We start from the raw sequence: 20,226 nt of genomic DNA, 5'->3' as shown, positions 1-20,226 counted from the left end.
TCAATGACGTTGTATCATACCTAATTTAGCTGAGTGAGTGTTATGGTGGAGGAATTACCGTCGGTATTTTTAGTGGGGCCGATGGGAGCGGGGAAGACCACAATTGGCCGACTGCTTGCCAAGCAGTTAGGGCGGACATTCGTAGATAGCGATTGGTATATCGAGTCGCAAACCGGCGCTGATATTGCTTGGATATTCGCTAAAGAAGGCGAAGCGGGCTTTCGTGAACGTGAGACACGTGCCATTGATGAGCTGAGCCAGCAAAAGCAGATTGTCTTGGCAACGGGTGGTGGTGCTGTCATGGCTGCTGAAAATCGTGAATTTCTTAAGCAGCGTGGTATCGTGGTTTATCTCAATGCACCAGTTGATGTGCAAATGGCCCGCACTGCCAAAGATAAGTCGCGACCTTTATTACAACAGCCCAACCCCAGAAAAATATTGCAAGATTTATACAGTAAGCGCGATCCATTATACCGGCAAGTGGCTCATATCATTATGCCTACTGGTCATACATATCCTCGCCATATGGTCAATCAATTATTACAGCAGCTCGAATCCTTGTGTTGCGCGCCTTCTATAACACCAGACTCTAAAGAAGATTGAAGATAAAGAATAATAGACTATGGCGTGTCCTCAATTTAATCCCTTTAGCTCGCTATCGATTAAATTGAGGACACGCTCTAGATGTATAACGATACTCAGCTAATGTAACTTCACTAAAAATGCTCAGGGAGACTTTCATGGCAACGGCACTGTTTCATGATGGCTTAACGGTACACACACAAAGCCATGATTATCCAATCATCATTACTGAAAAATCTGCGGCAGAAGCTAGCAGTATGGCGAAGCAAGTCGCACCTTATATTAGCGGTCGCCAAGTATTGATTGTCACCAATGATATTGTGGCACCTTTATACTTAAAATCGTTAGAAGATGAGCTAGCACAGCAATTTACGGTAAAGGTCTGTGTGTTACCAGATGGTGAGCAATATAAGAACCAGACGAGTATTGACCAAATTTATGATGCCCTAATGGCTGAGCATTTCAATCGTGATGTTACGCTTATCGCACTTGGCGGCGGCGTGGTTGGTGATATGACAGGCTTTGCAGCCGCAAGCTTTATGCGCGGAGTGAATTTTATCCAAATTCCAACCACGTTATTGTCGCAAGTGGATTCAAGCGTTGGTGGCAAAACAGGCATCAATCATGCCCAAGGCAAAAATATGATTGGGGCTTTTTGGCAGCCGCAAATAGTACTTGCTGAGATGAGTACGCTAAAAACCCTACCAGCGCGTGAGCTTTCGGCAGGCCTTGCTGAAGTCATTAAATATGCTCTTATCATGGATGCGGATTTTTTGACGTGGCTTGAGCACAATTTACCGGCGATGATGACTTTAGATTTGGCGGTACTTGGCGAGGCGGTTAAACGTTGCTGTCAGTACAAAGCCGATGTCGTCGCCCAAGATGAAAGAGAGTCGGGTGTGCGTGCGTTATTGAACTTTGGCCACACTTTTGGTCATGTGATCGAAACCCATGAAGGCTATGGTAATTGGCTGCATGGTGAGGCCGTTGCCGCTGGCATGGTACAAGCGGCTGAGCTGTCACAAAAACTAGGCTGGTTGACGAATGAGGACGTGGCTCGTGTTAAGCGCGTTTTGACATTGGCCAATTTGCCTATTACCCCGCCTACTATTGACGTACAAACGGCTTTAGACTTGATGGGTCATGATAAAAAAGTGAAACACGGACAAATCCGCCTTATTTTGCTAAAATCAATAGGTGAAGCTGTGTTGACCAATGATTTTGATGCCAAGCTTCTCATGGATGTCTTGTCACAACATAGCTCATCAGAACGTCAAATTTATTGATTGTCACTGTATTGGTATGAGCACAGATTTAAAGCGTTTAACTATATTTCACCAAGGATCTCCTCATGGCAGCATCTAGCTCGTCGACTCGCACCGCTGGTCAGTCATATCGTCGTCAAGCACTGATTTGGTTGTTAGTGACCCTAGTGTTGGGCGTTGCTACGGCTTTGGTCTGGATGTTTAGTCAAACACCAGCGATGGGTGCCAAGATTGAAAATGCCCCGATATCAGCTCCGCAAACATTAAGTGCCGAACTTGAGCAGCCGTTGGCCATTGAATCGCTACATGAGCTAGATACGGATGTGCAGCCGATCAGTTTTGATGCGACGGTTCGTGATTTACGCAGTTATCCTAATGAGTTTAAAGACAAGCGTTATCTGCTGGCTAATAAAGGAAAATGGACCGTACAGGTGATGAATGTTGCGGAAAACGAGGTGATTGTCAGTTATTTAGAAGGCCGTGAAGACCGTGAGAAGTTTTCGTACTTTCGCTATCTTGATGATAATAATCAGATCCGTTATATGCTGACTTATGGTTTGATGAGTAGTCCGCAAGAGGCTGTTGGTGCTGCCAAATTAATTGATTTTAGACTACCGGCCAATGTGCGTGTCTTGCCTGAAGAAATTAATCGCTATGTCAGTATCATCGACAATTATGAACGCCCTGATCCGGTCAAAGACTTGAGTGCTAGACGCACACAATCTGTTAATTTGCGTCCAACCAAACGTGAATTGCCGGTGCGTCAGACAACGCAAACTAATGATAGTGTCAATGAAAAAGCTGTCAGCAATAATGCCAATCGTGGTGGTCAAGAAGTAACTAATAGTAGTAGTGAGGAAAGTATCCGTCAGTCGGTTGATACTTCAGCGACCTTGTCGGTCAATGAAGAACGTACTGTTGGTAATGAATCACAATCAATCTCTGAAGTACCGGCTAAAAACGAAAATGAGGCAAATAGGTCTAATCAGGACAATAAAACGCCTACGACATCAGGAACAGGTAATAGTCCTATAAAAAAACCACCAGTGGTAGTAGCGCCAAAACCACCAAATACGAATAGCAGTAATGGTGCAAGCAATAATTCGAACGCTACTGGTCGAGTCGCCAATACCAATCCTTCAAAAAATAATAGTGACAGCATGAAGGCGCTAATAGAAGATAAAAGCAACTGATCCTTATTGAGTGTTAATTTAATAATGAAACCCACTAACAAGAATAGTTAGTGGGTTTTTTGATGTATTAGCATTCGTTTTGGCTGTTTTAAAGTGAGGCTTAGAGACAGCTAGGCTTTATGTCTCTTGGCAGTTAAGTCTTAAATTTCTCTCTTTGTATTAAGTTTTCAATTCGGTTTTTCATTGTCCTATAACTAATAGTAATAAGTTGTCTTACAATTTATGGCTGATGAATCGATAGAAAAGACTAGATTTTTTGTCAAGCATTAACTAAGATGAGTATGGGCAACGCTCTGTATAGTTATCGTAAATAACGGTTTAACGAGCAGTCATTTAGTAACTTATTATTAGTGGTAAGATAGTTGCTTACTAAACGGTTGTCGCTTTAAGCGCGGCGATTGGCCCTCTATAGTAAGCTTATTACAAATCGCAAAATCCCTGCTAGTGTCACTTCGATTAGGGTTACTAAGGCGCTTGTATATAGAGTGTCTGATATTCAATATTAATAAAATGCCATATTGTCGCATGCTCAACTAGCCGCTTACTAAGCCACGCTAGTAGGATGTAACACCAAGCGTTAATGAAAGTGCTAATGAGTGGGTAACTGGTATACAGGGTGTTATTTTACCCGGTTGCCATGGGCGGTTACTGACTGTTTATTGGTGCATTTTATTATTACACGAGTGGTCTGTTATTAGATTATCAAAGGATTGGTTGCCAAAGCACTGTGAGAGTTAGAGTTTCCTCTTATTCTCACAGCATAACTGTCTACTGAGCATCGCACTATTTATTAATTCGCATATACGAATATTTACCTACCAGCCCGTTCTGCCTGCGGTCACCAGTTTATACTCCGCATTGGATATATAAGCTGCCCGTTTACTCAAAAGGACAAGCTATGTCAATGATTTCTTCCCATACGCATTTGGCCACGCCGGATGACTTTTCTGATAACTGCGGCTTTGGTTTGATTGCTCATATTGAGGGACAAGCCAGTCACGATTTGGTAAAAACGGCTATTCATAGCCTCAGCTGTATGACGCACCGTGGTGGTGTTGCTGCTGACGGTAAGACAGGCGATGGTTGTGGTTTGCTATTGGCAACGCCCACGGCTTTCTTCAAAGACATTGCCCGCGAGCAACAGTTAGTAGTCACAGATAATTTCGCCGTGGGTATGGTGTTTGTTAATCTCGACGAGTCCAAAGCCCAGTACAGTCAGCAGGTACTTGCTGATGAAATTATTGCTGAGGGTTTAGAGATTGCTGGCTGGCGCGACGTACCACTTGATCTAAGTATTGTCGGTGAGATTGGTCGTGAGACCTTGCCAGGCTTTAAGCAAGTATTTGTCAATGCACCTGACACTTTAGATGCGGAAGATTTTAACCGTAAGCTGTTTGTAGCCCGCAAAAAAGCAGAGCAGCGTTTGGTGGATGACGAGCTGTTTTATGTGTGCTCGCTGAACTGTCAAACGATTATTTACAAAGGCTTGGTAATGCCTTCCGATCTACCAGCGTTCTTTTTAGATTTACAAGATGAGCGTCTGGCCTCGCATATCGTGGTGTTCCACCAGCGTTTTTCAACCAATACATTGCCGCGCTGGCCATTGGCACAGCCATTCCGTTATCTTGCCCACAATGGTGAACTGAATACCATCACGGGTAATCGTAACTGGTCTAAAGCACGTACGCCAAAATTAAAATCAGATAAATTGCCTAACTTAAATGAACTGACGCCATTAGTGAATAGCACAGGTTCGGACTCATCAAGCCTAGATAACATGCTTGAAGTACTGATGTCTGGTGGTATGAACTTGTTCCATGCAATGTCGATTCTGGTACCACCTGCGTGGCAGAATGTTGATAGCATGGATATGGATTTGCGCGCATTTTATGAATTTTACTCGCAGCATATGGAAGCGTGGGATGGTCCAGCAGGTCTTGTGATTCAAGATGGACGCTATGCGGTCTGTATGCTCGATAGAAACGGCCTGCGCCCTTCACGTTGGGTGACGACCAAGAACGGCTATATTACCGTTGCGTCAGAGGTTGGCGTTTGGGATTACTCGCCACAAGATGTATTGGCAAAAGGTCGAGTCGGACCTGGTCAAATGCTGGTCATTGATACGTTGACTGGTCAAGTCTTAGATACGACTGCCATTGCAACTTTGCTAAAAACGGCTCATCCATATCGTAAATGGCTACGTGAAGAAGCGACACGCGTTCGTGATGATGAGCGCTTAGAAGAAACCTTGGCAGCGCAAGCTTGCCGTGGTGATAAGCTAAAAGCTTTACAGAAAATGTATCACATCACTAATGAAGAGCGTACAGAAATCATTCGTCCTAACGCTGAAAATGGTCAAGAGCCAGTTGGTTCGATGGGTGATGATACGCCAATGGCGGTACTGTCGCAGCAAATTCGCCATGTCGGTGACTTCTTCCGTCAGCAGTTCGCTCAAGTAACCAATCCACCAATCGATCCACTACGTGAATCCATTGTGATGTCGTTACAGACCTGCTTAGGTGCGGAAACCAACGTATTTGCGCCATCAGCTAGAGACGCACACCGTATTATTTTATCGTCACCAGTCTTGTCAGCCAGCAAAATGCAGCAGCTTGAAACCTTAGATGATTCGGCGTTCAAAATGACGCGCATTGATCTGAACTATGACCGTACTGTAGAGCTGTCTGATGCTATCGTGGCTATCTGTGAGCAAGTAGCGACTAGCATCCGTGCTGGTAACACGCTGATCGTATTGTCTGATAAAGATATCGATGCCGACAAAGTACCAGCCAATGCCATCATGGTTACGGGCGCCGTACATCACTACTTAATTGGCCAAGGTATTCGTACTGATGCCAACTTGGTGATTGAGACAGGTCTGGCTCGTGACTCGCATCAAATAGCAGTATTGATTGGTTTTGGCGCGACTTGTGTGTATCCGTACTTAGCTTATGACGTCATCGATGATTTGGTTGCCACTGGTGAGCTACTTGGTGATCCGATTCAAGCGCGGGTTAATTTCCGCAAAGGCTTGGATAAAGGACTGCTAAAAATCTTATCAAAAATGGGTATTTCTACCATTGTTTCTTATCGCGGCGCACAATTATTTGAAGCAGTTGGTCTATCTGAAGAAGTGGTGGGTCTGTGCTTTAAAGGTGTGCAAAGTCGTATCAAAGGGGCTACCTTCGCAGACTTAGCTGCCGATCAAGCTCAGCTAGCAGCCAATGCCTTTAAACGTCGTGCGCCACTGGATCAAGGTGGTCTGCTCAAGTTCGTCTTTAATAAAGAATACCATGCCTTTAATCCTGACGTGATTAACAGCCTACATACCGCTGTGCGTACGGGCGATTATGACAATTATCGTAATTATGCCAATTTGGTTAATAGCCGCCCAGTTGCCACTTTGCGTGACTTATTGCAGTTAAAGACGGACAATCCTATCGATGTCAATGACGTCGAAGATATCTCCAAGATTTTGACTCGTTTTGACTCGGCTGGTATGTCGTTAGGCGCGCTATCTCCTGAAGCGCATGAAGCCATTGCTATGGCGATGAATACCATTGGTGGTCGCTCAAACTCTGGTGAGGGCGGCGAAGATCCTGTACGTTATGGTACCTTGCGCAACTCAAAAATTAAACAAGTTGCCTCGGGTCGTTTTGGCGTAACTCCAGCGTATCTACGCTCGGCGGAAGTTATGCAAATTAAAGTGGCACAGGGTGCTAAGCCGGGTGAGGGTGGTCAGTTGCCGGGCGGTAAAGTCAACGCCTTGATTGCCCGTCTGCGTTATTCAGTGCCGGGGGTGACGTTGATTTCACCGCCGCCGCATCATGATATTTACTCTATTGAAGATTTGGCGCAGCTGATTTTTGACTTAAAACAAGTCAATCCAGATGCCTTGGTTTCAGTCAAACTGGTCTCACGTCCCGGTGTTGGTACTATCGCTACTGGCGTGGCAAAAGCCTATGCCGATTTGATTACCATCTCAGGTTATGATGGTGGTACCGCCGCTTCACCATTGTCGTCTATCCATCATGCTGGCTCGCCGTGGGAGCTAGGTCTTGCTGAGACGCATCAGTCATTGCGAGTCAATGGTCTTCGAGACAAAGTGCGTATCCAAACAGATGGCGGTCTAAAAACTGGTCTGGATGTGGTTAAAGCCGCTATCCTTGGCGCTGAAAGCTTCGGCTTTGGTACGACGCCGATGATTGCTGTTGGTTGTAAGTATTTGCGTATTTGCCATTTAAATAACTGCCCGACTGGCGTTGCCACGCAAAAAGCCCAACTGCGTGATGAGCATTTCATCGGCGAAGCTGAAATGTTGATTAACTTCTTTAAATTTGTCGCTACGGAGACACGCGAGTGGTTAGCAGCATTAGGCGTGCGTAGTATGGAAGAGCTGGTCGGACGTACAGACTTGCTTGACGTGCTAGAAGGCAATACTGATAAGCAGCGCCATTTAGATTTATCACCACTATTATTTAGCCATCCGGCCAGTAGTGGCAAAGCGCAGACCTGTCAAGTAGAGCGTAATGAGCCATTTGATAAAGGCTTACTTGCAGAGCAAATGATTAGTGATATGCTGCTCAATATTCGTCAAGGTAATGGCGGCGATTATAGCTATTTTGTTGGTAACTGTGACCGATCTATCGGTGCTCGTATTTCTGGCGAGATTGCACAAGTATGGGGCAACCTTGGCATGAGTGATATGCCGATAAAACTTCGTTTGACTGGTACAGCAGGGCAGAGTTTGGGCGTGTGGAATGCTGGCGGTTTGAATATTGAGCTTGAAGGCGATGCCAATGACTATGTTGGAAAAGGCATGGCAGGTGGTGAGATTGTCATTTATCCGCCAAAAGGCTCAAACTTTATCGCTCAAGAAACAGCCATCATCGGCAATACCTGCCTATATGGTGCAACTGGTGGCAAGCTATATGCTGCTGGTACCGCAGGTGAGCGTTTCGGGGTTCGTAACTCTGGTGCGCATGCGGTCATCGAAAGCACAGGTGATCATTGCTGTGAATATATGACGGGCGGCATAATGACCATTCTTGGTCGTACTGGTCTCAACTTCGGTGCCGGTATGACGGGTGGCTTTGCTTATGTGCTCGACATGGAAGGGGATTTCTTTGATCGCTGTAATCATGAATTGATTGATTTAAACCGTATCTCAAGTGAGCAGACGGAAGGTCATCGCATTCATTTACAACAAGTGATTGAGACCCATGTAGAGAAAACTGGTAGCGCGTGGGGTCAGACTATTTTGGCTGATTTTGAGCATTATGTTCGTAAGTTTTACTTGGTGAAGCCAAAAGCGGCAAACATTGCGAGTCTCCTTAAAACCACGATGGCTGACCCACAGTAGCTTGTATTAAGTTGATTTAATCAATTAATTTAATCAGAGTCGCCAGCGTTCCGTTTTAAGACACGTTTTAACTCACAGGTTTCGAGTAGGTAAGTGGCAGCAACGACGTAGAGATTTTAAGTCCTGATGTATTAAGTATCGTTGCCTGCCACCACCCATCATAGAAGAGCCTTATATTACAGAGATAACACCATGGCAAAACGCTTAGAAAATAGCTTTCAGTTTTTAGATGTACCTCGGCTTGAGCCGACCAAAAAAGACATCGCGACGCGCTCAACAGAGTTTGTCGAGATTTACAAACCGTTTGAGAATGAATCAGTGGCGCAGCAGTCGCATCGCTGTCTTGAGTGTGGTAACCCGTACTGTGAGTGGAAATGTCCAGTACACAACTACATTCCAAATTGGCTCAAACTGGCGACAGAAGGTCAAATATTTCAAGCAGCAGAATTGTGCCACCGTACCAATACCTTGCCTGAAGTATGCGGACGAGTTTGTCCACAAGACCGTCTGTGCGAAGGTGCTTGCACGTTGAATGACGGCTTTGGTGCAGTGACGATTGGTAACGTTGAAAAATATATCAATGACACCGCCTTTGCACTCGGTTGGCGTCCAGATATGTCTGAAGTGGTATGGACGGACAAAAAAGTCGCGGTTATCGGTGCGGGACCAGCAGGTCTTGGCTGCGCAGATATCTTGGTCAGAAATGGCGTAAAACCTGTCATCTTTGATAAACGTCCTGAAATCGGTGGCTTACTGACTTTTGGTATCCCTGAGTTCAAAATGGAAAAAGACGTCATGCGTAATCGCCGTGTGATTTTTGAAGACATGGGTATGGAATTCCGCCTAGAAACAGAAATTGGCACAGATGTCACTATCGATGAGCTATTGGCTGAATATGATGCAGTCTTTATGGGTATGGGTACGTACACCTATATGCGCGGCGGCTTTGCTGGTGAAGAACTGACAGGCGTTTACGATGCGCTAGATTACTTAATCGCCAATGTGAACCGTTGTAATGACTGGGAAAAAGACGCCGAAGAGTATATCGACTTCAAAGGCAAGAGAGTGGTGGTATTAGGTGGCGGTGATACAGCGATGGACTGTAACCGTACCAGTATTCGTCAAGGCGCTGAGCAAGTGGTCTGTGCCTATCGCCGTGATGAAGAGAATATGCCTGGCTCACGCCGCGAAGTGGTCAATGCTCGTGAGGAAGGCGTTGAGTTTTTATTCAACCGTCAGCCTACTGAAATCATTGGCTTAAACGGCAAGGTCAATGGCGTAAAAGTAGTCACTACGCATCTAGGTGCGCCGGACAACCGTGGTCGTCAGCGTCCTGAGCCGATTCCAAACTCTGAAGAGATTATCCCATGTGATGCCGTCATTATGGCGTTTGGCTTTAGACCAAGTCCTGCTGATTGGTTTGAGTCTCAGCAAGTGGCGATGGACAGCTCTGGTCGCGTATTGGCAGCAGAGAAACAAACTTTTAAATTCCAGACCCAGAATCCTAAAATATTTGCCGGTGGCGATATGGTACGTGGCTCTGATCTAGTCGTGACGGCTATTTGGGAAGGCCGCGAAGCTGCGGAAGGCATCCTCGACTATTTGGAAGTTTAGTCAGATTTATTCAAACTCAGCAATTTATAAGTAGCGTTTGAACATGAACGTCTTTTGTCTTTTGATAGGCAGGAGACGTTTTTTTTGATTAATGCTTTGTAAATAGAGAATCGACTGCTAGCATGTTTGTGAGTAACCTATGTGATTTATCATTTATCTCGCTTATCAACTAAAACTCGCTTAACCACTAAAAAGAGTAGCCTTGCGTGAAACCAACCCTTTATCAGCATGTTACTGCGCCATTTATTGAGCCTTATGTCCGCTACCAACATGCAGATGTTTTGCATGCCATACGCTTAGGCACCGCTATAATACTGGCTCTATTGGTCAATAAAGTCACTAACTTCCCACATGGTGAATGGACGACCATTACGGTTTTTATCATCCTGGGATTATTACAGTATCAAGGCGCTATTTATACCAAAGCGAAAGAGCGCATACTGGGTACGCTATTTGGTATTGGCACTGCCTTTGGGGTGTTGTGGTTTAATCAAAACGCAGGTGCATGGCTATGGGTGGACTATGCGCTCATCGGTCTATTAAGCGGTATCATTGGTTATTTAGCGGTCAGAAAGCTTGGATATACAGGGCTACTGACGGGTATTACCATGTTGATGATTGTCTCCGATCTAGGTAACAATAGTATCGGTCAAGACGGCATCTACCGCGCTCTGAATATCTTGCTTGGTACTGGCGTTGCGGTAGCCGTGACACTGATTTTACCGCTCAAATCGACCTTGATGTGGCGGTTTTTATTGAGTAGTAACCTTGACGCTTGTAGTAGCCTCTACGCTGGCGTAGGCCATCACATTGATGCAACGGAGGGCGGAGTAGATGGGACAACAGATGACTCTGTGCAAAAGTTAAAACCCGTAGCTTTTTCTATTGAGGAAGTGCCCGTTGATAGAGCATTGGTCACAGCGCTACAGCAGATCAATAAACGCTTGCTGGCTGTGCGTCCACATATCGCTGCGACAGCGAGCGAATCAGGGATCGAAAAAGAAACGTTGGAGACGATTCAACGTACTCATCGTAATATCATCGGCACGATTGATTTATTATTAAGTGCCGCGCCGCGCTTGGCAAATATAGAAATCGATGAAGAAAACCATGTCTTATTGATACATTATCAGCATGAGTTGACCCAAGCCATGCACCATATGGCAGCGGTACTACGTAGTCCAAGCGATGAAGTATTTCGACCCATTACTCGTATTGCCGTCTCAGAGTACCCAAGCGTACAGCACTTGGCATTTGAGTGGCAGGGATATTTTTGGTTGACCCAAACTTTGCAGACCCAGCTGCAGCAGTTGAGCGACTTGTTGCAAACGACTAAGCCACACTGGTTTGCAGCATCTGGTCTGGGCTATCAGCGCCGTGAGCAGCGCAGGATAAAAGAGCATGGTGGTGAGACAGATTTGCATTTATAACACATAAAAAAACGCTGACCGTTTAGGATCAGCGTTTTTTTTAAAAGTATGCTTTATTTTAAAGTACTAAATCAAAACTATTAACGACCAGTTTTTAGCTTATCCCAATACTGCTGATACACTTGCAATGCTTCATCACCGACATCTTCTTGGAATTCAGCTTTTGCCAGTACGTCTTTGGCAGGATAAATCGTTGGATTGTTACGGACGCTTTCGTCCATCATCTCCCGTGCTGCCATGTTTGGCGACGCATAGCCAATCTCTTCACTCACGATTTTTGCATTTTCAGGACGCAATAAGTAATCAATAAATTTGTGTGCTGCATCTACTTGTTTGGCATTTTTTGGAATGACAAAATTGTCCATCCATAAGATAGCGCCTTCGGTTGGATATTTATAAACCAAGCTGGTCAGACCTTCGTCATTTGCCATGACGGCCTCGCCATTCCACGTCATACCGAGCGATGTTTCACCTTCGATGTAAGGCATACGTGTCGCATCTGAATTGAAGGTTTTGACGTTTGGCATCAACGTGGTGAGCTTATCGTAAGCGGCTTTGATTTCGTCAGGATTTCTACTATTGCCTGAGTAGCCTAGGGTCAGTAGTGCCATACCAAAGACTTCGCGTACGTCGTTGGTGAGCATCACTTGACCTTTATACTTAGGATCCCATAGGTCATTCCAGCTATTGACGGTTTTAGGGTCGACACTGTCACCATTAATCGCTAGACCGGTGCTGCCCCACATATAAGGAATAGAGTATTTGTTTTCAGGATCGACTTTAGTATTGGTAAATGAGGTGTCAAGGTTTTTAAAATTGCTCAATTTAGACTTATCCAGCTCTTGCAGCAGTCCTTCTTTCGCCATTTTTTCGACATAATAAGTCGATGGAATCGCTAAATCATATTGGCTAGAATTATCCAGTAGTTTGAGCTTGGCATACATCGCTTCGTTAGAGTCAAAGGTGGTGTAATTGACCGAGATGCCAGTCTCTTCTTCGAAACCATCTAAAATCTCTTGCGGCATATATTCTGACCAGTTATACAGATTGAGCGTCTCATTGCTCGCCGCTGCGCTGCCATCCGCTGAATTGTCAGAGTTGCTACAGCTGGCTAGTGCCAAGCCAACAGCTGCCGCTAATAATGCTTTTGGCACTATGCGACCGATACGGGCCGAGGTATTAATGGTTGGATGGGACGATGATAAATGGGTCAAAATATCTCTCCTAAATAAAGATGATGCAAATCAAAAAAATTGATAAAAATGGCAAGACGATAAATGCCTAATGTCGCTAATAAAACTATTATGGTTATCACTTTGCACAATTTAAAGGGCTATTCTCAAGACTGTACTTAGTAATACTAATAAAGGTAGCGAGTCGTGCCAATCAAATGAGTAGTAAATCTAACTTAAAGACAGCCAATGTTTGGTAGGGCTTTTAGAAAATCGCCAACAGTGAATCGGATAATGACAGTATATAACCATGCTATGATTAGCGCAGGCCAAAACGCGCTAAGCCCTTAATTCTCATAATACTAAATAACCATACCACAATAATAAAGGATGCAATATCATGACTCAAATTACCTCGACTCACAGCGCCTCTGTGATTCCTGCACTGCTCACAGAAAAAGTCGCTATCGTTACGGGAGCCAGTCGTGGTCTTGGCGCGCAGATTGCTCAGCAAATGGCGGCAGCAGGCGCAATCGTTTGTGTCAACTATCTCAACAGTGAAGAGGCAGCTAATAGAGTGGTTGCTGACATCATAGCGGCGGGTGGGCAAGCATTTGCATATCAAGCGGATGTCACCGAGCTTGAGCAAGTACAAGCAATGGCGGCTGAAGTCGTTAGCCGTCATGGTCGTATCGATGTATTGGTCAATAACGCCTTGCCAAGCTATCAGTTTAATCCCAGTGCCGAGTACACCAGCATTGAGACCGTCAAATGGTCGCATTTCTCGCAGCAGATGGATGGTATCGTTAAAGGAGCGGTCAATACAGTACAGGCCGTATTACCACAGATGAAAGTGCAGCAGATGGGTAAAATTATCAATATCTCAACCAACCTTGTTTATAATCCAGTAGTCACCTATTACGACTATACCACTGCTAAATCAGCATTGATTGGGCTGACACGCAATCTCGCTGCGGAGCTAGGGCAGTATGGTATTCGCGTAAATTTGCTGGCAGGTGGACTGCTAAAAACTACTGATGCAAGCAGTCTAACCACCGAAGAAGTATTCGATTATATCGCGACCACCACACCGTTGCGTCAAGCAACTTCAGTGGCTGACTTTGCCAATTCTGTATTACTCATGGCATCAGATTTGAGTTCGGCTATCACTGGACAGTCCATCGCTGTCGATGGTGGTTTGACCATGCCTTAACAATGCCTTGAGTGGTTAGTGTCATTTGATTGAGTTTAGAAGAGGAATGAGATGAGTAATCGTAAACGTACTGGGATTATTACGGCTGTGCTTGGTATCGTCGCTTTTATGGCACTGTTCAATGCTGGCTCACCGACCGCTATCATCGATTGGCCGATTGAGACATATATGGGTTTGGCGTTTACGATTGGTTGGTTGAGCAATGTGCCCAATTGGTTGGCTTATATATTGGCGGCTGTGGTGCTTATTTTGATTATTGTCGGATTTTATAAAATTGGTGGTTGGGTTCATGGCTTAATAGTAAGAAGATAAATTTCACTAACTTTTCCCATTAAAAGTTATCTTGCACCCCCAGCTTATCGCCTATGAAAGGTTGTAGCGTGTAACAGTTATCGCACGCTACGGTCTATTTTTATAATGCTACATGCAATCGATCAAGCACCGCTTGTATGCCGTACTCTTCAATCGTACCAGTGACAAAGTCTGCACGCGCAATCAATTCTTGCTTTGCATCACCCATCGCTACCGCATAGCCGACCAAGTCAAACATCTCTAAATCATTCATTCCATCACCGAACGCCATACACTCACTGGCATCTACCGCATAATATTTGCACACATCTTTGATACCTCGTGCTTTAGACGCATCGGCTGGGAGTATGTCTGCACCAATCTGATGCCAGTGCACCAGTTTTAAATCATACTGCGCAAAATCGACGTCTTGCATTTTTTCTTGTTGATTATTAAAAAATACCGAGCACTGATAGACAGTGTTTGACTTGTAATACTCAGGGTCAACGATAGAGTTGGGTGTGACAGCATTGAACTCGCGCAGACGGTCATTTTCATCTGACCATGCGATATGGGTTGCCGAGTCAAACTTATGAATCAAATCACTCTGCTGGCACAAGCGCACTATTTTATCTGTTTGCTCAGCGGACAACGGATAGTGGCTGATCCGGCCGCTTTTATCAAAGCTATACTGTCCATTCATACAAATAATGGCATCTAAGACATCAGCTTCGAGCAAGGCTAAAATATCTGCTGGCAATATCGCTTTGGAGCGTCCCGTTGAAATCACCAGCTTAATACCAGTACCTGCAAGCTGCTCAAGGGTCTCTTTGTTGTGTTCGGCAATGATGCCATTGCGGCTCAAAGTATCATCGATGTCAAAAAAGATGATCTTAGGTGTCGAGATTTTAGTGGTCATACTTTCTTTGGCAATCTTATCTTCGATAAACATGATGATCCTATTATTTTTAGTCGTTTCAATACCAATGATTTAGATACTACTACAACACACCCAAAGAGATAAATAACTATCGAGTAACCTGTGATGCTGCAAATTTGGCTACTGATGCAGTATTTGCTTTGCTGGCGGTGCGATCGATTAATACTTATTCGAAGGATTAACAAAAATCCTAAACGATATGATTAACTTAACAGTGTTGATTTATTATAAGGTTATATTTAATTATTAAAATTAATTTATAAGATGAGATGGACTGTTTTCATTAGTGCATCAGCTACCTAAAGGAACAAGTATGAAATTCTTTACCTTAAAATCGGTTACTGCTTTGGCAACATTGGCACTATCTGCCAATGCTTTTGCGATGGATGTTAAGTTTAGTGATGCTGCTTGGGATGGTGAAAAAATACCTGAAGGGCAGCAGTGTTTAAACTATGATGGCGAAAGTCCAGCCACGCCAAACATGACCATCTCAAACATTCCGGCAGGCGCAGAGAGCTTGGTTTTCGTTTACAACGATGTGAGCAATAAACGTATGCAAAATGGTGGACATGGCATTGTGGAGTTTGCTCTACCAGAAGGCGCTACGAGCATAGAAGTACCACGAGTATTTGGTCATACTTATGAGGTGCCAGTAGGGATTGAGATGGTCGCAGAATACCGTAGCCGTAAAGGCGAGGTGGGTGGTGCATATAAACCGCCTTGCTCAGGTGGCAAAAACCATCTATATACGGTAGATGTGCAGGCATGGCAAGGCGATAGTGTACTTGCTGAGACAACGGTTGAGATGGGTCGCTATTGATGCTTTACGTTACTAGGTAGTTTATATTTTGGGCTTAAATTGCGGCTGATAGGCAAATACAGATTAGACTTTTGAACGATTAGAATAATACTATTACACTGATTTTGACAACTTTTGTAGTACTATTTTACGGTGATAGATGTTGCGTGCTATCCCGTTAAAATTTTTATGCTATGACTCTAAAAAATCATGATAGCTGATAAAAAATCGGTCAAAATCCAAAAATTTTATTGATTATATTTTATAATAAAGTGTATCTTAGTTTAGGTAAGTATTTTATAAATAAGGTTTCTTATGCATACAACGACAAGCCATACTCCAGAAAGCAAAAAAAGAAGTGGCGAGCATATTCTTATCAAAATGACATATATCGCCAAAAATGTCGACCTAGATTCGGGGATCGAGCTGACTCGTGCACTTGAGTATTGGCGCAGATATTTTGAAGAAAACGATATCGTTTCAGCTTTAGTTATTAGTGAAGGTTATTTCGTTCAAAGTTTTCAAGGCACAAGGCCTGCTATCAATACTGCCTTAGAAAAGATACTTGACGAGCATTCAGCCATTTTTCCTAATATTGTTAATATAGAGGAAATTGAATCGCGTCAATGGAATGGGTTTTTAGTCAAACATCTTACGTCAAGTGCTGAAGATGAAGAGTATGCCCTAAAAAGCTTCTCAGCAGGTTCTGACTATAATCCCTATCTAATGACAAGTACTCAGATTGAAAGCTTTTTGACAGCAGTTTTTGAAGATACCAAATCCAACAAACTTTAGATGAGTTCTCTATTATAACTAGCGTAAAAAAGCCGTCTATACATTGTGTAGGCGGCTTTTCTAGTAGGAAGAGATCGATTTGATAAAAACCAAAGGTTTTAAATTTTCAACTTGAAAACTATATCACCCTTTGGTATTTCCAAATAACTTATTGCTGTTAAAGCATGAGGAGTGACGCTCATAAAATTTATTGTAAAATTCTCACTATCCCAGTGGAAATCAATATTGTTTTCATTAACCGCGTTAATGTAATCTAATAGAAAATCTTGGTCCTCTTTTGCGTATTTATCAATTTTATTTGTTAGCCATTCTATTAAACATTTGAACTCAATAAAATCTTCTAGTCGCAAGGTTCTTTCTGGGTTTAAAGCAAAATGTTTGTGACTTAAGTAATGATTTGGATGAGCTCCACCCGAATATTCACTTATGCCAGTCGATACTGATAAAAATTCTGGTGAATGTATAACTATCGAATTACCAATTTCAATATAAGCATGTTCCATCTGAGGAGATGAGTTTAAACCATACTTTTTTTCATCATTTCGGAAAGTATCAATAAGATCATAAATCTCTCTTTCAATAAATGAGTTTATGTAGTTTGAATCAAAAAATGGATTATCTCTACATATGTAATAGTCAATATGGCAGTCATAAGGTGTGCTGATTTTAAGATCAAAACCTTCTGCTTTTTTCACGCAGTCATCAAATAAAATATCAGACTTGTCAATTAAAGTTAGATATTTTTCCCTTTGAAAATTCAACGAATCCAATAGGTTTCTTCTAAAATCTACTTGGCTAGTTTTCATGTACTGGTATTTAGATAAGCTTCTTGGGACCTCACATTCATCTATTAATACGGGTAATATATAAATATCATCTGAAAGCTTTTCTTCAGAATATCTATCCATACGTTTGATTTCTCTCTGAATATACCCTCTTTTATTGGTCGCTACTTTCGATAGAAGAATAACAACAAAGTCTGACTCTCGAAGGGCTTGCTCAATTTCGTAATCCCATTGCATCCCTACCTTTAATGCTTTGAAATCTAACCAAGGCTCATAATGATTAGATTTTAGGAAGTCATAGATAGATTCAGCATCATCTGTATCTTCGGAAGCGTGACTGATGAAAACTTTACGATACATTAAACATTCCTTAATTTGCCTAAAATCATGAATTTTTAATCTAGCTTACCCGAACTTAAAACCCAAAACTACCCAACTTCAACACTCGTCACATTCTGAAAGCCTCTTGGCAACTGCCCACCACGATTGCCTCGAACACCCGTATAGTTAGCCAAATCATTTGGCTTGAGTGTCACATGACGTTTGCCAGCAGTAATGATAAGGCTATCTTGCTGACTGAGTGGCGTGATAGTAAGCACCTCTTCGCCATCTTTCAACTTGATAAGTTTATTACCCTTACCACGCGCCTGTTCAGGCAGATCATCGAGGCCAAATATCAATAGATATCCCGCATTGGTCGCGACGGCGATATGGTCAGGTGCTACGCGTGTATTGCTATTCTCACCATCAGCATTGGCGGTTGTTTCCACTGGTGCATCAATACGTGCAACAGGAAGCAAGCGACTATCAGTGGCTAGATTGATGACATTTTTCCCTGCTTTTTGATTGCTGTCTAGATTGCCAATGGTATTGATAAAACCATAACCTGCGGAGCTGGCAAGAATGATGCGTTGATTGTCAGCACCCGTTAATAGCTGCTCAAAGCTAGCACCGGCTGGTGGTTTTAATACGCTAGTCAACGGGTCGCCTTGACCACGCGCCGAGGCAAGACTATGTGCATCGATACTGTAGCTGCGTCCAGTGCTGTCGAGCACGTAAATCCTTTCATTAGATTTACCGCGGACGTGCGCTTGATAGCTGTCACCTGAACGGTAACTCATGCCAGCGGCATCGACGTCATGACCCTTAGCAGCACGAATCCAGCCTGCTTTTGATAGGATGGCGGTGACAGGCTCGCTCGGTACGAGATCAGACTCTTTTAATGCTTGTGCTTCTTCGCGTTCTGCTAATGGTGATACGCGCTCGTTGCCATGTTCTTTCATATCAGCAGTGAGCTCATCGATCATCAGATTGGTCAGACTGTCTGGATTGTCCAAGTACTCTTGAATAATGGCGCGTTCGGCTGCCAACTCATCTTGCTCGCGACGTAGCTCAATCTCTTCTAACTTCGCCAGCTGACGCAGACGAATATCCAAGATAGCATTTGCTTGAATGTCAGTTAGATCGTAGTCCTGCATCAATGTTGCTTTTGGATCGTCTTCTTCCCGAATGATGCGAATTACTTCATCAATATTAAGATAAGCAATAAGCAAACCTGCCAAAATATGTAAGCGTTTATCGATTTTATCAAGACGATATTGCAAGCGGCGTGTGACCACTGAGCGGCGACAGACTAGCCATTCTTCTAGGATTTCTTTTAGGTTTTTGACCTGTGGTTTACCATTTAAGCCAATCATATTCATGTTGACGCGATAATTGCTTTCTAGATCCGTACTGGCAAACAAATGGCTCATGACGCGATCGACATCGACCCGTGTTGATTTTAGCTCAAGCACGATACGGCAGGCATTTTCGTGATCTGACTCATCATGAATATCAGTAATCCACGGCAGCTTTTTGTCGGTCATGAGCTTGGCGATTTGCTCTTGGATTTTGTTGCCCGATACTTGGTAAGGGAGTGCATCGATGATGACGAGGTTTTTCTCTTTAGGGTCAACATGGAACGTCGCACGCATTTTATAGCTGCCACGACCAGTCTCGTACATCGCTTGCAAGTCTTTTTTACTGGTAATGATTTCAGCTGGCGTTGGCAGATCAGGTGCTGGTATCGACTGGGTAAGCTGCTTAACTGACAGTTCTGGGTTTTTTAATAGACGAATCGCTGCGCGTACCACTTCATTCAGGTTATGCGGTGGGATATCCGTCGCCATACCGACCGCGATACCTGTTGTACCGTTCAATAGTATGTTAGGTAGGCGGGCAGGTAGGGTTGTTGGCTCTTGCATCGTGCCATCGAAATTGTCTTGCCAATCGACTGTGCCTTGACCTAACTCTGCGAGCAAAGTATTGGCATAAGCAGACATTTTGGCTTCGGTATAACGCATCGCCGCAAATGATTTTGGATCATCTGGGCTACCCCAGTTACCTTGACCCGTGATGAGCGGATAGCGATAGCTGAACGGCTGCGCCATCAGTACCATCGCTTCATAACAAGCACTATCACCATGCGGGTGATATTTACCCAACACATCACCGACCGTACGTGCAGATTTTTTAGCCTTGGCAGTTGATTTTAGCCCCAACTCGCTCATGGCGTAGACAATACGGCGCTGGACGGGTTTTAGACCATCAGCGATGTTTGGCAGCGCCCGATCCATGATGACGTACATGGCATAGTTGAGATAGGCTTGCTCAGTGAATTCTGCGACTGAGCGAGTATCCATCGGTTCAGTGGGTATGATTGGGGCAATCGTATTATCAATAACATCAGACATAAAATAGGATTCACTTATCAGTTTTAATAGGTATAGATAATTGGTGCAAG

General features: G+C 43.8%; 14 protein-coding genes. 10 read left to right on the top strand and 4 right to left on the bottom strand.

What is annotated here, in order from left to right:
• Positions 1–42: 42 nt before the first annotated feature.
• From aroK to IOD06_RS05005, 6 genes are all read left to right on the top strand, one after another.
• Positions 43–603: a shikimate kinase AroK gene (gene aroK / locus IOD06_RS05030; protein ID WP_026037374.1), complete on the top strand. Its 561-nt coding sequence runs from the start codon at positions 43–45 to the stop codon at positions 601–603.
• A gap of 137 nt (positions 604–740) precedes the next feature.
• Positions 741–1,868, top strand: a complete 1,128-nt coding sequence (gene aroB / locus IOD06_RS05025) for a 3-dehydroquinate synthase (RefSeq protein WP_194619546.1) — start codon at positions 741–743, stop codon at positions 1,866–1,868.
• Between the two features lie 65 nt (positions 1,869–1,933).
• The gene (locus IOD06_RS05020; protein WP_194619544.1) at positions 1,934–3,040 is read left to right on the top strand and encodes a hypothetical protein; all 1,107 of its coding nucleotides are present in this window, start codon (positions 1,934–1,936) and stop codon (positions 3,038–3,040) included.
• A gap of 898 nt (positions 3,041–3,938) precedes the next feature.
• A complete protein-coding gene (gene gltB / locus IOD06_RS05015) occupies positions 3,939–8,402 on the top strand; it encodes a glutamate synthase large subunit (protein WP_194619542.1) in 4,464 nt (1,487 codons plus the stop codon).
• 192 nt (positions 8,403–8,594) lie between these two features.
• A complete protein-coding gene (locus IOD06_RS05010) occupies positions 8,595–10,016 on the top strand; it encodes an FAD-dependent oxidoreductase (RefSeq protein ID WP_189585753.1) in 1,422 nt (473 codons plus the stop codon).
• Positions 10,017–10,222: 206 nt separating this feature from the next.
• Positions 10,223–11,446 (top strand): FUSC family protein, encoded by a 1,224-nt coding sequence (locus IOD06_RS05005; protein WP_194619540.1) that lies wholly within the window; start codon positions 10,223–10,225, stop codon positions 11,444–11,446.
• A gap of 80 nt (positions 11,447–11,526) precedes the next feature.
• Here the strand turns inward: IOD06_RS05005 and IOD06_RS05000 are convergent, their stop codons facing one another.
• Entirely contained in the window at positions 11,527–12,660 is a 1,134-nt protein-coding gene (locus tag IOD06_RS05000) for a PotD/PotF family extracellular solute-binding protein (protein ID WP_194619538.1), read from the bottom strand.
• A 358-nt stretch (positions 12,661–13,018) separates the two neighbouring features.
• Between IOD06_RS05000 and IOD06_RS04995 the strand changes: the two genes are divergently transcribed.
• Positions 13,019–13,831: a 3-oxoacyl-ACP reductase gene (locus tag IOD06_RS04995; RefSeq protein WP_194619536.1), complete on the top strand. Its 813-nt coding sequence runs from the start codon at positions 13,019–13,021 to the stop codon at positions 13,829–13,831.
• Positions 13,832–13,882: 51 nt separating this feature from the next.
• Entirely contained in the window at positions 13,883–14,143 is a 261-nt protein-coding gene (locus tag IOD06_RS04990; RefSeq protein ID WP_194619534.1) for a hypothetical protein, read from the top strand.
• Between the two features lie 100 nt (positions 14,144–14,243).
• Here IOD06_RS04990 and IOD06_RS04985 read toward each other — a convergent pair whose 3' ends face one another.
• A complete protein-coding gene (locus IOD06_RS04985) occupies positions 14,244–15,074 on the bottom strand; it encodes a Cof-type HAD-IIB family hydrolase (RefSeq protein WP_194619532.1) in 831 nt (276 codons plus the stop codon).
• Between the two features lie 301 nt (positions 15,075–15,375).
• On the opposite strand from IOD06_RS04985, the gene IOD06_RS04980 reads away from it, so the two are divergent.
• Positions 15,376–15,882 carry a hypothetical protein gene (locus IOD06_RS04980; RefSeq protein WP_194619530.1) on the top strand — a complete coding sequence of 169 codons (507 nt, stop codon included), beginning with the start codon at positions 15,376–15,378 and terminating at the stop codon, positions 15,880–15,882.
• A gap of 294 nt (positions 15,883–16,176) precedes the next feature.
• Positions 16,177–16,656: a BLUF domain-containing protein gene (locus tag IOD06_RS04975; protein WP_194619528.1), complete on the top strand. Its 480-nt coding sequence runs from the start codon at positions 16,177–16,179 to the stop codon at positions 16,654–16,656.
• A gap of 98 nt (positions 16,657–16,754) precedes the next feature.
• Here the strand turns inward: IOD06_RS04975 and IOD06_RS04970 are convergent, their stop codons facing one another.
• Both IOD06_RS04970 and parC read right to left on the bottom strand, forming a co-directional pair.
• Complete coding sequence (locus IOD06_RS04970; protein ID WP_194619526.1) at positions 16,755–17,801, bottom strand: TIR domain-containing protein; 1,047 nt, start codon at positions 17,799–17,801, stop codon at positions 16,755–16,757.
• Between the two features lie 68 nt (positions 17,802–17,869).
• Positions 17,870–20,176 (bottom strand): DNA topoisomerase IV subunit A, encoded by a 2,307-nt coding sequence (parC, locus tag IOD06_RS04965; RefSeq protein WP_194619524.1) that lies wholly within the window; start codon positions 20,174–20,176, stop codon positions 17,870–17,872.
• Positions 20,177–20,226: the final 50 nt, after the last annotated feature.

This window comes from Psychrobacter sp. N25K4-3-2 (assembly GCF_015351755.1).
In the GTDB taxonomy this organism is placed as follows: Bacteria; Pseudomonadota; Gammaproteobacteria; order Pseudomonadales; family Moraxellaceae; genus Psychrobacter; species Psychrobacter glaciei.
Note: the sequence above shows the minus strand (reverse complement) of the source record. Positions and strands in the feature narration are given on the sequence as shown.

What these genes read in the sequence shown, in the direction of transcription:
- aroK (WP_026037374.1), top strand. Translation starts at nt 43, where the DNA reads ATGGTGGAGGAATTACCGTCGGTATTTTTAGTGGGGCCGATGGGAGCG.
- aroB (WP_194619546.1), top strand. Translation starts at nt 741, where the DNA reads ATGGCAACGGCACTGTTTCATGATGGCTTAACGGTACACACACAAAGC.
- IOD06_RS05020 (WP_194619544.1), top strand. Translation starts at nt 1,934, where the DNA reads ATGGCAGCATCTAGCTCGTCGACTCGCACCGCTGGTCAGTCATATCGT.
- gltB (WP_194619542.1), top strand. Translation starts at nt 3,939, where the DNA reads ATGTCAATGATTTCTTCCCATACGCATTTGGCCACGCCGGATGACTTT.
- IOD06_RS05010 (WP_189585753.1), top strand. Translation starts at nt 8,595, where the DNA reads ATGGCAAAACGCTTAGAAAATAGCTTTCAGTTTTTAGATGTACCTCGG.
- IOD06_RS04995 (WP_194619536.1), top strand. Translation starts at nt 13,019, where the DNA reads ATGACTCAAATTACCTCGACTCACAGCGCCTCTGTGATTCCTGCACTG.
- IOD06_RS04990 (WP_194619534.1), top strand. Translation starts at nt 13,883, where the DNA reads ATGAGTAATCGTAAACGTACTGGGATTATTACGGCTGTGCTTGGTATC.
- IOD06_RS04985 (WP_194619532.1), bottom strand. Translation starts at nt 15,074, where the DNA reads ATGTTTATCGAAGATAAGATTGCCAAAGAAAGTATGACCACTAAAATC.
- IOD06_RS04980 (WP_194619530.1), top strand. Translation starts at nt 15,376, where the DNA reads ATGAAATTCTTTACCTTAAAATCGGTTACTGCTTTGGCAACATTGGCA.
- IOD06_RS04975 (WP_194619528.1), top strand. Translation starts at nt 16,177, where the DNA reads ATGCATACAACGACAAGCCATACTCCAGAAAGCAAAAAAAGAAGTGGC.
- IOD06_RS04970 (WP_194619526.1), bottom strand. Translation starts at nt 17,801, where the DNA reads ATGTATCGTAAAGTTTTCATCAGTCACGCTTCCGAAGATACAGATGAT.
- parC (WP_194619524.1), bottom strand. Translation starts at nt 20,176, where the DNA reads ATGTCTGATGTTATTGATAATACGATTGCCCCAATCATACCCACTGAA.